The 14,074-nt window shown below is 71.4% G+C and carries 12 protein-coding genes, 1 pseudogene and 1 riboswitch; of the genes and pseudogenes, 6 read left to right on the forward strand and 7 right to left on the reverse strand.

Annotation, left to right across the window (positions count from 1 at the left end; translation table 11 throughout):
• From ACFWI9_RS15980 to ACFWI9_RS16000, 5 genes and pseudogenes are all read right to left on the reverse strand, one after another.
• A pseudogene (locus tag ACFWI9_RS15980) lies at positions 1 to 850 on the reverse strand (ATP-binding protein); the annotation flags it as partial.
• Positions 851 to 944: 94 nt separating this feature from the next.
• The gene (locus tag ACFWI9_RS15985) at positions 945 to 2,453 is read right to left on the reverse strand and encodes a cobyric acid synthase (RefSeq protein ID WP_387162335.1); all 1,509 of its coding nucleotides are present in this window, start codon (positions 2,451 to 2,453) and stop codon (positions 945 to 947) included.
• On the reverse strand, positions 2,450 to 3,454 hold the full coding sequence (locus ACFWI9_RS15990; RefSeq protein ID WP_387162337.1) for a cobalamin biosynthesis protein: 1,005 nt from the start codon (positions 3,452 to 3,454) through the stop codon (positions 2,450 to 2,452). Before ACFWI9_RS15990 ends, ACFWI9_RS15985 begins: the two co-directional genes overlap by 4 nt.
• 28 nt (positions 3,455 to 3,482) lie before the next feature.
• A riboswitch (cobalamin riboswitch) is annotated at positions 3,483 to 3,632 on the reverse strand.
• Between the two features lie 195 nt (positions 3,633 to 3,827).
• Positions 3,828 to 4,049 carry a hypothetical protein gene (locus ACFWI9_RS15995; RefSeq protein WP_338675767.1) on the reverse strand — a complete coding sequence of 74 codons (222 nt, stop codon included), beginning with the start codon at positions 4,047 to 4,049 and terminating at the stop codon, positions 3,828 to 3,830.
• Between the two features lie 25 nt (positions 4,050 to 4,074).
• Positions 4,075 to 5,325: an anion permease gene (locus tag ACFWI9_RS16000; protein ID WP_387162338.1), complete on the reverse strand. Its 1,251-nt coding sequence runs from the start codon at positions 5,323 to 5,325 to the stop codon at positions 4,075 to 4,077.
• 171 nt (positions 5,326 to 5,496) lie between these two features.
• Here ACFWI9_RS16000 and ACFWI9_RS16005 point away from each other — a divergent pair, with 171 nt between their 5' ends.
• From ACFWI9_RS16005 to ACFWI9_RS16015, 3 genes are all read left to right on the forward strand, one after another.
• Positions 5,497 to 6,204: a class II aldolase/adducin family protein gene (locus tag ACFWI9_RS16005; RefSeq protein ID WP_387162339.1), complete on the forward strand. Its 708-nt coding sequence runs from the start codon at positions 5,497 to 5,499 to the stop codon at positions 6,202 to 6,204.
• A 96-nt stretch (positions 6,205 to 6,300) separates the two neighbouring features.
• Entirely contained in the window at positions 6,301 to 7,428 is a 1,128-nt protein-coding gene (locus ACFWI9_RS16010) for an alpha/beta hydrolase (protein ID WP_387162341.1), read from the forward strand.
• Between the two features lie 186 nt (positions 7,429 to 7,614).
• The gene (locus tag ACFWI9_RS16015) at positions 7,615 to 9,069 is read left to right on the forward strand and encodes a hypothetical protein (protein ID WP_387162342.1); all 1,455 of its coding nucleotides are present in this window, start codon (positions 7,615 to 7,617) and stop codon (positions 9,067 to 9,069) included.
• A 24-nt stretch (positions 9,070 to 9,093) separates the two neighbouring features.
• Here the strand turns inward: ACFWI9_RS16015 and ACFWI9_RS16020 are convergent, their stop codons facing one another.
• Together ACFWI9_RS16020 and ACFWI9_RS16025 are read right to left on the reverse strand one after the other, a co-directional pair.
• The gene (locus ACFWI9_RS16020) at positions 9,094 to 9,498 is read right to left on the reverse strand and encodes a VOC family protein (protein WP_387162344.1); all 405 of its coding nucleotides are present in this window, start codon (positions 9,496 to 9,498) and stop codon (positions 9,094 to 9,096) included.
• A gap of 185 nt (positions 9,499 to 9,683) precedes the next feature.
• Complete coding sequence (locus ACFWI9_RS16025) at positions 9,684 to 10,574, reverse strand: neutral zinc metallopeptidase (protein WP_387162346.1); 891 nt, start codon at positions 10,572 to 10,574, stop codon at positions 9,684 to 9,686.
• 254 nt (positions 10,575 to 10,828) lie between these two features.
• On the opposite strand from ACFWI9_RS16025, the gene ACFWI9_RS16030 reads away from it, so the two are divergent.
• The 3 genes from ACFWI9_RS16030 (at position 10,829) to ACFWI9_RS16040 (ending at position 14,013) form a co-directional block, all read left to right on the forward strand.
• Positions 10,829 to 12,427 carry an ABC-F family ATP-binding cassette domain-containing protein gene (locus tag ACFWI9_RS16030; protein WP_387162348.1) on the forward strand — a complete coding sequence of 533 codons (1,599 nt, stop codon included), beginning with the start codon at positions 10,829 to 10,831 and terminating at the stop codon, positions 12,425 to 12,427.
• 406 nt (positions 12,428 to 12,833) lie between these two features.
• Positions 12,834 to 13,049, forward strand: coding sequence for a helix-turn-helix domain-containing protein (locus ACFWI9_RS16035; protein WP_387162349.1), 216 nt, complete (start codon positions 12,834 to 12,836; stop codon positions 13,047 to 13,049).
• A gap of 160 nt (positions 13,050 to 13,209) precedes the next feature.
• Entirely contained in the window at positions 13,210 to 14,013 is an 804-nt protein-coding gene (locus ACFWI9_RS16040; RefSeq protein WP_387162350.1) for an enoyl-CoA hydratase/isomerase family protein, read from the forward strand.
• Positions 14,014 to 14,074 lie beyond the last annotated feature (61 nt).

Below are 14,074 nucleotides of genomic sequence, written 5' to 3' on the forward strand. Positions count from 1 at the left end.
GCGCCATCACGATGTCGGCGCGCATCCCGTCCACCTCGAAAGCCGCGCAGGTCGCCGCGATCCGGCGCAGCGCCGCGTCACCGAGCACCACGGACGGCAGCAGCGCCCGCGCGGCCACGACCCGCTCACGCAGCGCGGCCTCCTCGCCGGACCACCGGGCGGCGAAACCGGCCGGATCGGCGTCGTACGCCAGCCTGCGCCGTACGACCTCCACCCGCTGCTCGGGCTCGCGCGACGCGGCGACCTCCACCGTGAGGCCGAATCGGTCGAGCAACTGGGGTCGCAGTTCGCCCTCCTCGGGGTTCATCGTCCCGACGAGCAGGAAACGCGCGGCATGCCGTACGGAGACGCCCTCGCGTTCCACGTACGAGGCACCCATCGCCGCCGCGTCAAGCAGCAGGTCCACCAGGTGGTCGTGCAGCAGGTTGACCTCGTCGACGTAGAGCACGCCGCGGTGGGCGTCGGCGAGCAGCCCCGGCTCGAACGCCTTGACGCCGTCCGCGAGCGCCCGCTCGATGTCGAGAGCGCCCACCAGCCGGTCCTCCGACGCGCCGACCGGCAGTTCCACCATGCGGGTCGGGCGCTCGGTGCCGGGCGCGTCCTCATGCGGACCGTCCGGGCAGCCGGGGTCCGGTGCGCCGGGCGCGCAGGAGAAACGGCAGTCCGCGACCACCTCGACATCCGGCATCAGCGCCGCGAGGGCGCGTACGGCGGTGGACTTGGCGGTGCCCTTCTCACCGCGTACGAGAACCCCGCCGACCGCGGGCGAGACCGCGTTCAGCAGCAGTCCCAGGCGCAGATCGTCCATGCCGACGATCGCGGTGAAGGGATAGTGCACAGCACCACTCATACGTTCCGGTCCTCCCGTGCTTCCCGCTCGCGCCGAGTGGGCACGTGGCTGCGTTCGTCGGTTTTCGCCCGCACCGGGCTTGGAGTCTCCCGCCTCATGGCGCGCCCGGGGGGATGAAGGGCAGGCCCGCGGGCGCGCCGCGCTCGATCAGTTCGAGCAGGGCGGCGGTGTCGGCGTGTTCCTCGATCAGATCGCCGAGACGGTCGAGCTGCTCCTCGCGCAGCAGCCCGAACCGGGTGTCCGGCGCCGGTATGAAGCGGCGTCCCGCCGCCGCGGCGACCTCCCGGAGGAACGCCCGCCGGAAGCCGTCGCTCTCCAGCGAGCCATGCCAGTGGGTGCCCCAGACGGCACCGACCCGGCAGCCGTCCAGGAAGGGCTCACCACCGAGCACTTCGGCGACGCCATGGTGGATCTCATAGCCCTCGACCCGCTCGCCGAGTGCCTCGCCCACCGGCCGGGCCAGGGTCTTCTCGCGGTCGAACCGCACCCGCACGGGCAGCAGTCCGAGCCCGTCGACCTCGCCCGCGCGTGACTCCACCTCGTCCTCGATGTGCTCGCCGAGTGCCTGGAAGCCACCGCAGATCCCCAACACCGGCCTGCCTTCCGCGGCCCGCCGTGCGATCGCGTCAGCGAGACCGCGTTCGCGCAGCCAGGCGAGGGCCTTCACCGTGCCGCGGGTGCCGGGCACCACCACCAGATCCGCGTCGGCGAGTTCCTCGGCGCGGTCCACGAACCGCACGATCACACCGGGCTCGGCCGCCAGCGCGTCCACATCGGTGAAGTTGGACATCAGCGGTACGGCGCACACCGCGACCCGCAGTACGTCCTCGCCCAGCGGTGCGGAGGTCACCGACTCGCGTACGGCGCCCCGCAGCGACACCCGCAGCCCGTCCTCCTCGTCGATGCCGAGGCCATGGGCGTACGGCAGCACACCGAACGTCCGCCGTCCGGTCAGTCCGTGCAGCATCTCCAGGCCCGGCTCCAGCAGGGTCACATCGCCGCGGAACTTGTTGACCAGATAGCCCGCGACCAGCTCCTGGTCCTCGGGCGCGAGCAGCGCGGTCGTCCCGAAGAACTGTGCGAACACCCCGCCCCGGTCGATGTCCCCGACCACCACGACCGGGAGGCGGGCGGCTCGGGCGATGCCCATGTTCACGATGTCGGTGCGCCGCAGATTGATCTCGGCGGGGCTGCCCGCGCCCTCGCAGATCACCGCGTCATAGGTACCGCGCAGCTTCTCCAGGCACTCCACGACGGGCTCGAACAGCATCTGCTGTCTGCCGCCGTGGTAGCCCCGCGCGCTGAGCTCGCCCACCGGCTTGCCCATCAGCACGACCTGGCTGGAGCGGTCGCTGCCCGGCTTGAGCAGCACCGGGTTCATCAGCGCCGACGGTTCCACGCGCGCCGCCTGGGCCTGCATGGCCTGGGCCCGGCCGATCTCGGCGCCCTCGCGGGTGACGAAGGAGTTGAGGGACATGTTCTGCCCCTTGAAAGGGGCGACCTTCACACCCCGGCGTACCAGCCACCGGCAGATACCCGCCGTGACGACGCTCTTGCCCGCGTCCGACGTGGTTCCCGCGATCAGCAGTCCTCCGCCGCTCACTTCCGCCTCCCCCTCATGGCCGCAGCCGCTCCCCACCCAAGTCGTGCGCCCGCGCACACCGCGAGCGCCAGCACCCCCACGCGGCGCGACAGCCGCACCGCGCGCTCGATATCCGCCACCCCGACGGTCCTGCCCGGGCCGTTGAGCACGGGCCGGTGCTCAACGCGCCCGCCGTAGGAGAGCGTCCCCCCGAGACGTACCCCGAGCGCGCCCGCGAACGACGCTTCCACCGGACCAGCGTTGGGGCTGGGATGCTTCGCGGCATCCGCCCGCCAGGCCCGTACGGCACCGCGCGGGTCCCCGCCCGCGAGCACCGCGAGGCCCGCGGTCAGCCGGGCGCCCGGCCAACCCGCCACATCGTCGAGCCGGGCCGACGCCCAGCCGTAGCGCCGGTAGCGGGGCGACTTGCGGCCCACCATGGCGTCCAGGGTGTTCACGGCACGGAAGCCCACGAGACCGGGCACCCCCGCCACCGCGCCCCACACCAGCGCGCCCACCACGGCGTCCGAGGTGTTCTCGGCGACGGACTCCACCACAGCGCGGGCGATTCCGGGACCGTCCAGGGTTTGCGGATCACGGCCGCACAGATGGGGCAGCCTTTCACGGGCGGTCTCGATGTCACCCGCCTCGAGGGCCCCGCCGATCGCCCTGGCCTCCCGGCCGAGTGTCGTACCGCCGACGACGGCCCAGGTGGCGGCGGCGGTCAGCGCCAGGGAAGCGGTACGGGAACGGCGTACGGAAGCGGCGGCCAGCGCGCCCGCGGCGATCGCGCCCCCGGCGCACACCGCGGTGTGCAGGGCGCCCCAGCCGCGGTGGTCGCGCCAGAGCAGGCGCTCGACGGCACTCGCGGCCCGGCCGAAGGCGGCGACCGGATGACCCCGGCGGGGATCGCCGAGAAGCAGGTCGCCGGCGAGTCCGGCCGTGGCACCGTACGCGAACGTGATGGCAGGGACAGCGACAGCAGGGACAAGTCCCCCCGGCGCCCGCTGCTCGGCAGGCATGTGCGTCCTCACTCAGGGTCCGCGCCCTGGCTCGACGTGATCCGGCGGGAGAGAGTTCCTGGCTTCGGCACGCGCCCCGGTGAAGGGGTGGCGCCCGTGACAGTGGCGGGACCGCGCCGGATTCGCACCGGCTTCCTCTTCTGCCGCCGTAAGTGGCCCCGGAAGTCCACCATGGGCCGCGAACACCCGTCAACTCACCTCTGACCTGCGGCGGGACAGTGTGCGCAGGCCCACATCAAGGGTTGCGAAGTCCGGGGGCCGGTTCAGCCGAGGCGCACACAGGCCGGGAGCCGGACACCCCTTCTGGGATGTCCGGCTCCCGGCTCTTTGTTCCGTGCTGCTGACCGCTGCTACCGGTCGTCCGTTCCGATCGTCAGGCGACGATCAGATAGATCCCGTACGCCACGGCCGCGGCGCACAGCGCGAAGCAGGCGTACGCGCCCGTGCGGGCCAGGCCGGCGGAGCCTCCCTGCGCGGCGGCTGCCTCCTGCTTGGAGAGGCCCGCGATGCCCAGGGTGAACAGTCCCACCAGGGCGACGGTCACAACGAGGCTCACGCCGAAGACGGAGCCCAGAGCTGCCCAGTCGATCTTCATGCTGATTCGTTTTTCCTTACTTCCCTTACACCGAAGCGGTGGGGGCGGGGGTGGACTCGCCGGCGGGAGCGGGGATGGTGGCCATCAGCTCCTCGGCCGTGGCGAGGGTGGGCGGCGGGGTCACGGCCGCGATGGCGGTGGTCACCACACCCGGAGCCTCGGCGATCCCGGAGGTCTCCTCCGCCGTGACGTTCGTGTGGTCGACCGGCTTGCGGCGCGACACCGCCCAGATGGCGCCCGAGCCCGCGACCAGCAGGACGGCGACGGTGACCGTGCCCCAGGTGCCCTGACTGGTGAGGAACTCAGCCGCGGCGGCGACCAGACCGGCCGCCGGAAGGGTGAGACCCCAGGCGACGAACATCCGGGTGGCGGTGGACCAGCGGACCACACCGCCCTTGCGGCCGAGGCCCGCGCCCATCACGGCACCGGAGCAGGACTGGGTGGTGGAGAGCGAGAAGCCCAGGTTCGAGGAAGCCAGGATGACCGTCGCGGCGCTGGTTTGGGCGGCGAAGCCCTGCTGCGGCTGGAGGTCGGTCAGGCCCTTGCCCATGGTGCGGATGATCCGCCAGCCGCCGAGGTAGGTGCCCAGCGCGATGGCCACACCGGCGGAGACGATGACCCACATCGGGGGGTTGGAGCCCGGGACGAGGACACCACCGGTGACCAGGGCCAGGGTGATGACACCCATGGTCTTCTGCGCGTCGTTGGTGCCGTGCGCCAGGGAGACCAGCCCGGCCGAGGCGATCTGGCCCGCCCGGTAGCCCTTGGTCGTCGCCTTGTCGTCCGCTCCGTTGCCGATCTTGTACGTCAGCCTTGAGGCGAGGAACGCGGCGAGACCGGCGACCACCGGCGCGGCGACGGCCGGGATCAGCACCTTGGTGACGATCGTCCCGTAGTTGACGGCCGAGAAGCCCGCGGACATCACGGCGGCGCCGATGAGGCCGCCGAACAGGGCGTGCGACGAGCTGGAGGGCAGGCCGAGCAGCCAGGTGAGGAGGTTCCACAGGATCGCGCCGACGAGCGCCGCGAATATGACTTCCGTGCGGATGCCCGATTCGTTGATGAGCCCGCCGGAGATCGTCTTGGCGACCTCGACGGACAGGAAGGCGCCGACGAGGTTCAGCACGGCGGACATGGCCACCGCCGTCTTCGGCTTGAGCGCCCCGGTCGAGATGGTCGTCGCCATCGCGTTGGCGGTGTCGTGGAAACCGTTCGTGAAATCGAACACGAGAGCGGTGATGATCACGATCCCGAGGAGAAGCGTGATGTGTTCCATTTACCCAGGCTTCTATTGGACGTCAGTGGCCGGTCGAACGTAAGCAACCTGAGTGAACGGAAGATGAACTCAGCACGGCTCAGGAGTGACTCTAGGAGAGTACGGCCGCTCGGCCTGGAACGGGAGCCCGTGCACGGCGCGGAATCACCCGGTCCCTGACATGATCAGCACATGAGCGTTCGGCGAGGGGGCGAGCAGCCCGAGCTGGGGGAAGTGCGGCGGGACCCGTCGGTCGTACGGGCATGGGCGGATCTCGTCGCCACCGCCCGCAGGACCGTGGCGGACGGGCTCGTGGTCGGCACTTCGGGCAATGTCTCGGTCCGTGTGCCCACCGAGGCAGGTGATGTGGTGCTCGTCACACCGACCGGGGTGCCCTACGACCGGCTCGGTCCGCCGGACGTCGTCGGTGTGGATCTGGACGGACGCCGTGTGCTGGGCGAGCTGATCCCCACCAGCGAGCTGCCGATGCACCTGGCGGTCTACCGCGCCACCGACGCCGCCGCCATCGTGCACACCCACGCCGTGCACGCCACCGCCGTATCGACGCTGGTCACCGAGCTGCCGCTGATCCACTACATGGCGGCGGCCCTCGGCGGACCCGTCCGCGTCGCCCCGTACGCGCTCTACGGCACCGAGCAGCTCGCCACCCATATGCTCGACGCACTCGCGGACCGTACGGGCTGCCTGCTCCAGAATCACGGCACCGTCACCTACGGGGCCACGCTCGACCAGGCCTACGACCGAACCGCCCAGCTGGAGTGGATGTGCCGCGTATGGCTCACCGCCAGCTCCGTCCCCGGCAGCGGGCCGAGCCTGCTCTCACGGACCCAGGTCGATGAGGTGCGCGACAAGCTCCGTACCTACGGTCAGCCGGGCTGACCGGCTGACCGGCTGATCCGCTGGTCGGTGCACGGCACGTCACTCAGGGTGGCGCGCCCACTGGCAGCCCGGGGCTGACGTCACCACACTGGAACGGTGCGCCCGGCTACAGCGACGGCAACGGCCGTCACCACCCTGGTAGGTATCGGAGCCGCCGCGTTCGCCGCGGGCCGGTACGCGAGCGACGCGGCACTCAAGGCCGCGCCCGAACGCCCCGTACCCGGCGAGCCCCGGCTCACCGTGCACGCCACGGGGCCGGGCCGGATCACGCTCACCCGCAGCCTCGCCTCACTCCGCCCCGGTATGTACGGGCTCGCCGGCACAGGGGTCCACGCGGTTGTGGGCCCGGTACTCGAAGACGTCCCCCATGCCGCGGACACCGTCGTCCGCCGGCTGGAGAGCGTGGGCCACGGCAGCCTCGACATCGGGACCAAGGTCCGCTTCACCCCGCGGCTGCACAGCGGGACGCCGTCCGAAGCGCTCGGCATCGACCACGAGGATGTGGAGGTCCACGGAGAACTGGGACCCCTGCCCGCCTGGTTCGTCCCCGGGCCCCGCAGCACATGGATCATCGCCGTGCACGGTCTCGGCGCCACCCGCGAGCACGTACTGAACCTGATGCCGTTCCTCACCGAGCGGCGGGTACCGGTACTGGCCATCTCCTACCGGGGTGACCGCGGCGCGCCCCGGTCACCCGACGGCCTCGGCCATCTCGGCGACTCCGAGTGGCGCGACCTCGACGCGGCCATCCGGTACGCCGTCCGCGCCGGTGCCGAACGCGTGATCGTCCACGGCTGGTCCGTCGGAGCCGCGATGGCCCTGCACGCCGCAGCCAACTCGGCCCTACGGGACCGGATCGCGGGGCTCGTCCTGGACTCCCCGGTGCTCGACTGGGAGGACACACTGCGCGCCCTGGCGGCCGCCCGCCACACCCCCTCCGTGCTCCTCCCACTGGCGGTGCGTGCCGCTCAGGGGCGCACCGGGCTGCACGGCGACCGGCTGCGGGAAGCCGCGGACCCGGGCAGTCTCGGCGTACCCACGCTGATCTTCCACGGCCCCGACGACCGAATCGCGCCCTGGGCCCCAGCCCGGGATCTCGCGGCCCGCCGACCGGACCTGGTCAGCCTCCACACCGTCACCGAAGCCCCGCACGCGGCGATGTGGAACGCCGACCCCGCACGCTACGAAGAGGCCCTCCGCCGCTTCCTCACCCCCTTGATCTGAGCGTCCTCCCTCGGACCAGCCGCCCCGGGCGGCACCGGTGCCTGCTGCCGGTCCGCCCGTGAGCGACCCCGAGCGGTCGGCGAGAGGCCCTGTCCCGGGCTCGCATCCACCCCGTGACCGGATCCTGACAAGGGGATCCCGCTTTCCGATTGGGCTTTCGGGCCGACAGCGGGAAGACTGCTCCCCGTGACGTCCCGTAACGTGCGCGACTCCAGGCTCCGTCTTGTCCGTCCCCGTCCCACCGCCACAGCCCGACGCGTCGTGGCGAACCGGCGTACGCGCCCCGCTCCGCGCCCGCCAGAGGGCACTCCGCCGGCCGCCGAACTGGCCCGTCAGGCGCGCGAGGCCCTCGCCGACGCCGTCCGTATCGCCCGCTGGGCCGCCGCGGGCCCCGACGCGGCCGTGCGCACCGCCGTACGGGAACAGGCCGCGGCGGCGCTGGGGCTGTCACCGGACCAGGCGAGCGCGAGCTGGGACCGCGCACGTCTCGCCGGGCTTGTCGAACTCCACGGCAGCACCGCCCGCCCCGGCTGGCGCCTCAACGCCTGGGACCGCGATGACACCGCCGTGCTACGGGGCTGGGTCGCCCTGTTCGACGCCTGGTCGCTGATCCACCCAGCACCCGATGACGTCGCTCCCGCGGCCGTCGCCGAAGTCGTCGAAGCCATCCCCCAGGTCCTCACCCTCCTTCAGCTCTCCGGTGGTCCCGTCCTTGCGCCTGCCCTGCTGGACCTGCTCCAGCAGCGTGTCGCCGAGCTGCGTGACGAGCGCTGCGAAGTGCCCGTCACCCCCCGCGCCCCCCGCCCTGACCCGGCCGTACCCCCGCAGCGCGAGCCCGACGGGGACCCGGCAACCGAGGCCTCGCCGAGCGCCGCGGTCTCGTCCCTGGCCGTCCCGGAGGACCGGACCGTCCCCGACGCCCTGCTCCCCGCGCTGATGGACTGGGCCCTGGAAGGCCTCGCCGCCGTGGGCGCGCTCACCCTCGGCGAGGGCCAGGCCACCCTCACCCCACTCGGCAGCTGGGCGGTCTGGGTCAAGCTGGAGCAGATCTGCGTCGCGGCCCAGAGCCCCGCGGGCCATATCGAGCACTCCGCCGAGGACCTGCTTCGTGCCTGCGCCGGGCTCAGCCCAGGACCCGCCCGGGACGAATACCGCGCCTGGCTGGCCGCCCGCACCGTCTCCAGCGCCGTCTCCGAACTCCTCGCCGCGGCCCGCGGCGAGGACGCGCTGCTGCGCGGCCTCGCCTTCGAGGCCCTCCGCGTCGTCGGCGCCCCCGCCGAGGCCGGGGTGCGTGCCGCCGCCGAGGAGCCGCCCCTGCGCCCCTACGCTCTGCTCTGGCTCGCCGAGTACGAAGGCGCGGACCCGGACGACGCGGCCGAAGTGCTGACCCGCGAGGAGTCGACCTGGCTCTGGGTGGACACCGCGGCAGCCGTCGCCGACCACGGTGAGGCCACGCTGCTGGTCCGTCACCTCGAGGCGGCCGTCCAGGGCACCGTCCCCGCCCTGCTGGAGGAGGTCAGGGCGGTCGGCCACCCGCGCACGGTGCAGGTCCTGGTCGCACTGGCCGCCGCCCACCCCGACCCCGCCCTGGCAAAGGCTCTCCGCCGGGCGGCCTTCCAGGTGCACACCGGGGGCGCGTGACCTCCAGCGGCTCGGTCCTTTCCGTCAGTCCGCGCTCGCCCCCGGTCGGTACGTCCCGAAGCTCCAGACGTTGCCTTCCAGATCGCGCGCCATGTAGTCCCGGGAGCCGTATTCCTGGTCGGTGGGCGGCAGCAGGACGGCGACCCCGTGCTCCACCGCGCGGCGGTGGTGCGCGTCCACATCGTCGACCTGGACATAGACGCCGACCGGGCCGCCGCGCTCCATCAGCTTGTCGAACTCGCTGCCCGTGCCCTTGCTGCCCAGCATCACCATCCCGTTCCCATACGACAGCTCGGCGTGCACCACCTTGCCGTTCCCGCCCTCGTACACGGCGTGCTCGGTGAAGCCGAAGGCCTCGGTGAGCTGCTTGATCGCGGCCTTGGCGTCCGCGTACAGCAGTGTCGGGCAGATGCTCGGTGCCTCCGCCATCTCGCTCCCTCCTCCGTCACGCGCTCCACGCACGTCCCGTCCCCGCATGACCACGGGAATGTGATCCAGATCTCAGTCTGGCAGGGGCCCCTGACAATGCCCGGGATCCCGCCGCTCCTCCGGCTGAGTCCCGCGAAGTGCCGCGAAGTCGGGACGGAGCTGCGGCGAAGCCGGGATGGAGCACCTCAGCGGAAGGTGTTGCACGCGGCCATGTCGCCCGTGCGGTAGCCGGTGTGGAACCACTGCTGACGCTGCGCCGCGGACCCGTGCGTCCAGGTCTCCGGGGTGACCCGCCCCTGCAGTGCCTGCTGGATCCGGTCATCGCCCACCGCCGCCGCCGCGTCGAGGCCTTCCCTGATGTCCGCATTGGTCAGCCGGGTCAGCAGCGGCTTCCCGGTCTTCTCGTCCGGAGCCGTCGTGGCGTGATGCGCCCACACCCCCGCGTAGCAGTCCGCCTGCAACTCCACCCGGACAGCATTGCTCCCCGCACCCGCCCGGTTGTCCTGGGCCAAGGCCAGGGTGCCCATCTGGTTCTGGATGTGGTGGCCGTACTCATGGGCCACCACATACGCCTGGGCGAACGGTCCCCCGGACGCCCCGAACCTGGTGCGCAGGTCGTCGTAGAAACTGAGGTCCAGGTACACCTTGTGGTCGGCCGGGCAGTAGAAGGGGCCGACCGCGGACGTGGCCGATCCGCACGCGGTCCCGACTTTGTCGGTGAACATCACCGTCGGCGCGTCCGCGTACCGCCCACCGCGTCGGACGTACTCCGCGCGCCAGAAGTCCTGCAGGCTGTTGACCACGGCAACGATCCGGCAGTCGTCGCGGGTGTTCGCGTCCGCCCCCTTGCGGCAGGTCTGGCTCACCTGGGCCGCCGTCGAGGCGCTCGGCCGGGTTTCCCCGCCGCCTTCGGTGAGCCCGAGCTGATCGGGGCCGACGCCGAAGATCAGCCCAAGGATCAGTGCGATGAATCCGACGATCCCACCGCCGACGGTGGCCCTCCCGCCCGGCAACCGCCTGCCCCGCACATCCTGGACTTCCGAGGTGTCCAGGTCGGCGTCATCGTCGAACTGCATGATCCTGAGTATCGATCAGCACGGTACGGCCCGCCCCTTTTGCGTGGCGCTCGCGCACGCCCCCTGCGCCCCGCGGGTGTGCTGTCCGCCATGGGCAGCGCACCGGAACCGTGGCCAGTGCCACAGAAATCCGGTCGCACCAGCCCGGTAGACTGCCTCCCATGGCAATTCTCCTTGTGGATTAGACGGCGTCGAAGCCTCCGCGCGCACGCCCCGTCGTCCTTCCGCCGTCCGTCCCGTTCTGGAGTCTTTCCGTGATCACCGCTTCCGGCGTCGAGCTGCGCGCCGGCGCCCGTGTCCTCATCGAGTCCGCCACCTTCCGTATCGCCAAGGGCGACCGCGTCGGCCTCGTCGGCCGCAACGGGGCCGGCAAGACCACGCTCACCAAGTGCCTCGCGGGTGAGGGCGTCCCCGCCGCCGGCCAGATCGCCCGCTCCGGGCAGGTCGGCTACCTCCCGCAGGACCCGCGTACCGGCGACCTCGACGTCCTGGCCCGCGACCGCATCCTCTCCGCCCGTGGCCTCGACGTCCTGATCCGCAAGATGCGCGAGAACGAGCAGCGCATCGCCACCGGCAAGGGCGCCACCCAGGAGAAGGCGCTGAAGCAGTACGAGCGCCAGGAGACGGAGTTCCTGACCAAGGGCGGTTACGCCGCCGAGTCGGAAGCAGCCACGATCGCCGCGGCGCTCAACCTGCCCGAACGGGTGCTCAGCCAGCCGCTGCACACCCTCTCCGGTGGTCAGCGCCGCCGTGTGGAGCTCGCCCGGATCCTCTTCTCGGACGCCGACACCCTGCTGCTGGACGAGCCGACCAACCATCTCGACGCGGACTCGATCGTCTGGCTGCGTGACTACCTGAAGACCTATCGTGGCGGATTCATCGTGATCTCCCACGACGTCGACCTCGTGGAGACCGTCGTCAACAAGGTCTTCTACCTCGACGCCAACCGCTCCACCATCGACGTCTACAACATGGGCTGGAAGCTCTACCAGCAGCAGCGCGAGGCCGACGAGAAGCGCCGCAAGCGGGAGCGCCAGAACGCGGAGAAGAAGGCGGCGGCGCTCAACGCCCAGGCCGACAAGATGCGCGCCAAGGCCACCAAGACCGTCGCCGCGCAGAACATGGCGCGCCGCGCCGAACGGCTGCTGTCCGGCCTCGAGGACGTCCGGGCCGCAGACAAGGTCGCCAAGCTGCGCTTCCCCGAGCCCGCGCCGTGCGGCAAGACCCCCCTGACCGCGGAGGGCCTGTCCAAGTCCTACGGCTCCCTGGAGATCTTCACCGATGTGGATCTCGCCATCGACAAGGGCTCACGCGTCGTGATCCTCGGGTTGAACGGCGCCGGAAAGACCACCCTGCTGCGGCTCCTCGGCGGGGTCGAGACCCCCGACACCGGCGAGGTTGTCGAGGGCCACGGCCTCAAGCTGGGCTATTACGCCCAGGAGCACGAGACGCTGGACCCGGACCGCACGGTACTGGAGAACATGCGCTCCGCCGCGCCCGACCTCGATCTTGTCGAGGTCCGCAAGGTGCTCGGCTCCTTCCTGTTCTCCGGTGACGACGTCGAGAAGCCGGCCGGGGTGCTGTCCGGTGGCGAGAAGACCAGGCTCGCGCTGGCCACGCTGGTGGTCTCGGCGGCCAATGTGCTGCTGCTGGACGAGCCGACCAACAACCTCGACCCGGCCAGCCGCGAGGAGATCCTCGGAGCGCTGCGCACCTACAAGGGTGCGGTCGTCCTGGTCACGCACGACGAGGGCGCCGTGGAGGCGCTCCAGCCGGAGCGGATCATCCTGCTCCCGGACGGGGTCGAGGACCTCTGGGGTGCGGACTACGCGGATCTGGTGGCCCTCGCCTGACGTCGCCGTTGGCCGCGTGCCGGTGTCGCCCTCCAGTGTGCCGGTTCCCGACGACCACCCGGGGGATCCTGATCCCCTGCGTATGGATCATTCGGCCCACCGCTTGTCCTTCATCTGAGTGAGAACGTCTCATCCCCCGGCGTGGCGGTGGCTTTCCCTGTCCCGCGCCGCCCGCGCGGTGCACCGGAACCGCTCCGTCCGGTGCGCACCCGCTCTGACCAGGAACTTCCCGGCGTGGCTCGCGGAAACGTCTCGGCAGCCGTAACCGGAATCCGCCGCTGCGGCCGCGTCCGGAAGCGTCTTGCGGCCAAACCTTGTGGCACAGACCTTGTCGAATGGGTGGCCATGAGGCCCGCTAGGGGTGATCATGAGAAGTCCAGAGCGCACTTCCCATGAGGAGGCACGGGTGGCCGAGACTCTGAAGAAGGGCAGCCGGGTGACCGGCGCCGCGCGCGACAAGCTCGCGGCAGACCTGAAGCGAAAGTACGACTCCGGTGCGAGTATCCGGGCGCTGGCCGAAGAGACCGGCCGCTCCTACGGGTTCGTGCATCGGATGCTCAGCGAGTCCGGAGTCACGCTGCGGGGACGCGGCGGAGCTACGCGGGGCAAGAAGGCCGCGTAGCCTGATCGTTCCGCGCGCAGCCGCCGAAGTCGGTGGCGTCTGAGGTCGGCCGGACGGTTCCGGTGTCGGCCACTCCGTCGATCGAAAGGTCGACGGGGTGGTTACTGTGCAGTAACTTAACTTCTCGCTGCACTGACCGCACCGGAACCGGAGGCTCCCCATGACCGCGCACGACTCGCTGGACTCTGTGCTGCTCGACAAGGACGGCGTACGGCTCACCGTCGATGACGCGGTGGCCACGGTGACGCTCACCAACCCGGCCAAGCGCAATGCCCAGTCTCCCGCTCTCTGGCGGGCATTGACCGAAGCCGGGCGGATGCTGCCGGGCAGCGTCCGGGTGGTCGTGCTGCGCGGAGAGGGCAAGTCCTTCTCCGCTGGTCTCGACCGCCAGGCCTTCACGCCCGAAGGCTTCGACGGCGAGCCGTCGTTCCTGGACCTCGCACGAGGCTCCGCCGAGGAACTGGACGCGGTCATCGCCGAGTACCAGGAGGCGTTCACCTGGTGGCGCCGCAATGACCTGGTGTCGATCGCGGCCGTACAGGGCCACGCGATCGGGGCTGGATTCCAGCTCGCCCTGGGCTGCGACCTGAGGATCGTCGCCCAGGACGTCCAGTTCGCCATGCGCGAGACCAGCCTGGGTCTGGTTCCCGACCTCACCGGTACGCATCCGCTCGTCTCGGCGGTCGGGTACGCCCGCGCGCTGGAGATCTGCGCCACGGGACGCTTCGTCCAGGCCGATGAGGCGGAGCGGATCGGCCTTGCCAACCTGGTCGTGCCCGCCGAGGAACTCGACGGTGCCGTAAGCGACCTGGCGGCGGCTCTGCTCGCGGCCCCGCGTGACGCCGTGATCGAGACCAAGGCGCTGCTGCGCGGTGCGCAGGACCGCGGCTACGAGGAGCAGCGGAAGGCCGAGCGAGCTGCCCAGGCCCGGCGTCTCCGAGACCTCGCGGGTCTCGCCGACTGACCGTTTTCGCCGGCCTGACCGCCCGCCCGACCGGACCTCAGCGCCTCGGGAAGGAGCCCGG

Origin of the sequence: Streptomyces sp. NPDC127084, assembly GCF_042724175.1 — a bacterium.
Classification (GTDB): Bacteria; Actinomycetota; Actinomycetes; order Streptomycetales; family Streptomycetaceae; genus Streptomyces.

Excerpts from the sequence above, each read along its gene's own strand:
- ACFWI9_RS15995 (WP_338675767.1), bottom strand. The coding sequence starts at position 4,049 with ATGAAGATCGACTGGGCAGCTCTGGGCTCCGTCTTCGGCGTGAGCCTC.
- ACFWI9_RS16040 (WP_387162350.1), top strand. The coding sequence starts at position 13,210 with ATGACCGCGCACGACTCGCTGGACTCTGTGCTGCTCGACAAGGACGGC.
- ACFWI9_RS16020 (WP_387162344.1), bottom strand. The coding sequence starts at position 9,498 with ATGGCGGAGGCACCGAGCATCTGCCCGACACTGCTGTACGCGGACGCC.
- ACFWI9_RS16000 (WP_387162338.1), bottom strand. The coding sequence starts at position 5,325 with ATGGAACACATCACGCTTCTCCTCGGGATCGTGATCATCACCGCTCTC.
- ACFWI9_RS16025 (WP_387162346.1), bottom strand. The coding sequence starts at position 10,574 with ATGCAGTTCGACGATGACGCCGACCTGGACACCTCGGAAGTCCAGGAT.
- ACFWI9_RS15990 (WP_387162337.1), bottom strand. The coding sequence starts at position 3,454 with ATGCCTGCCGAGCAGCGGGCGCCGGGGGGACTTGTCCCTGCTGTCGCT.
- ACFWI9_RS16005 (WP_387162339.1), top strand. The coding sequence starts at position 5,497 with ATGAGCGTTCGGCGAGGGGGCGAGCAGCCCGAGCTGGGGGAAGTGCGG.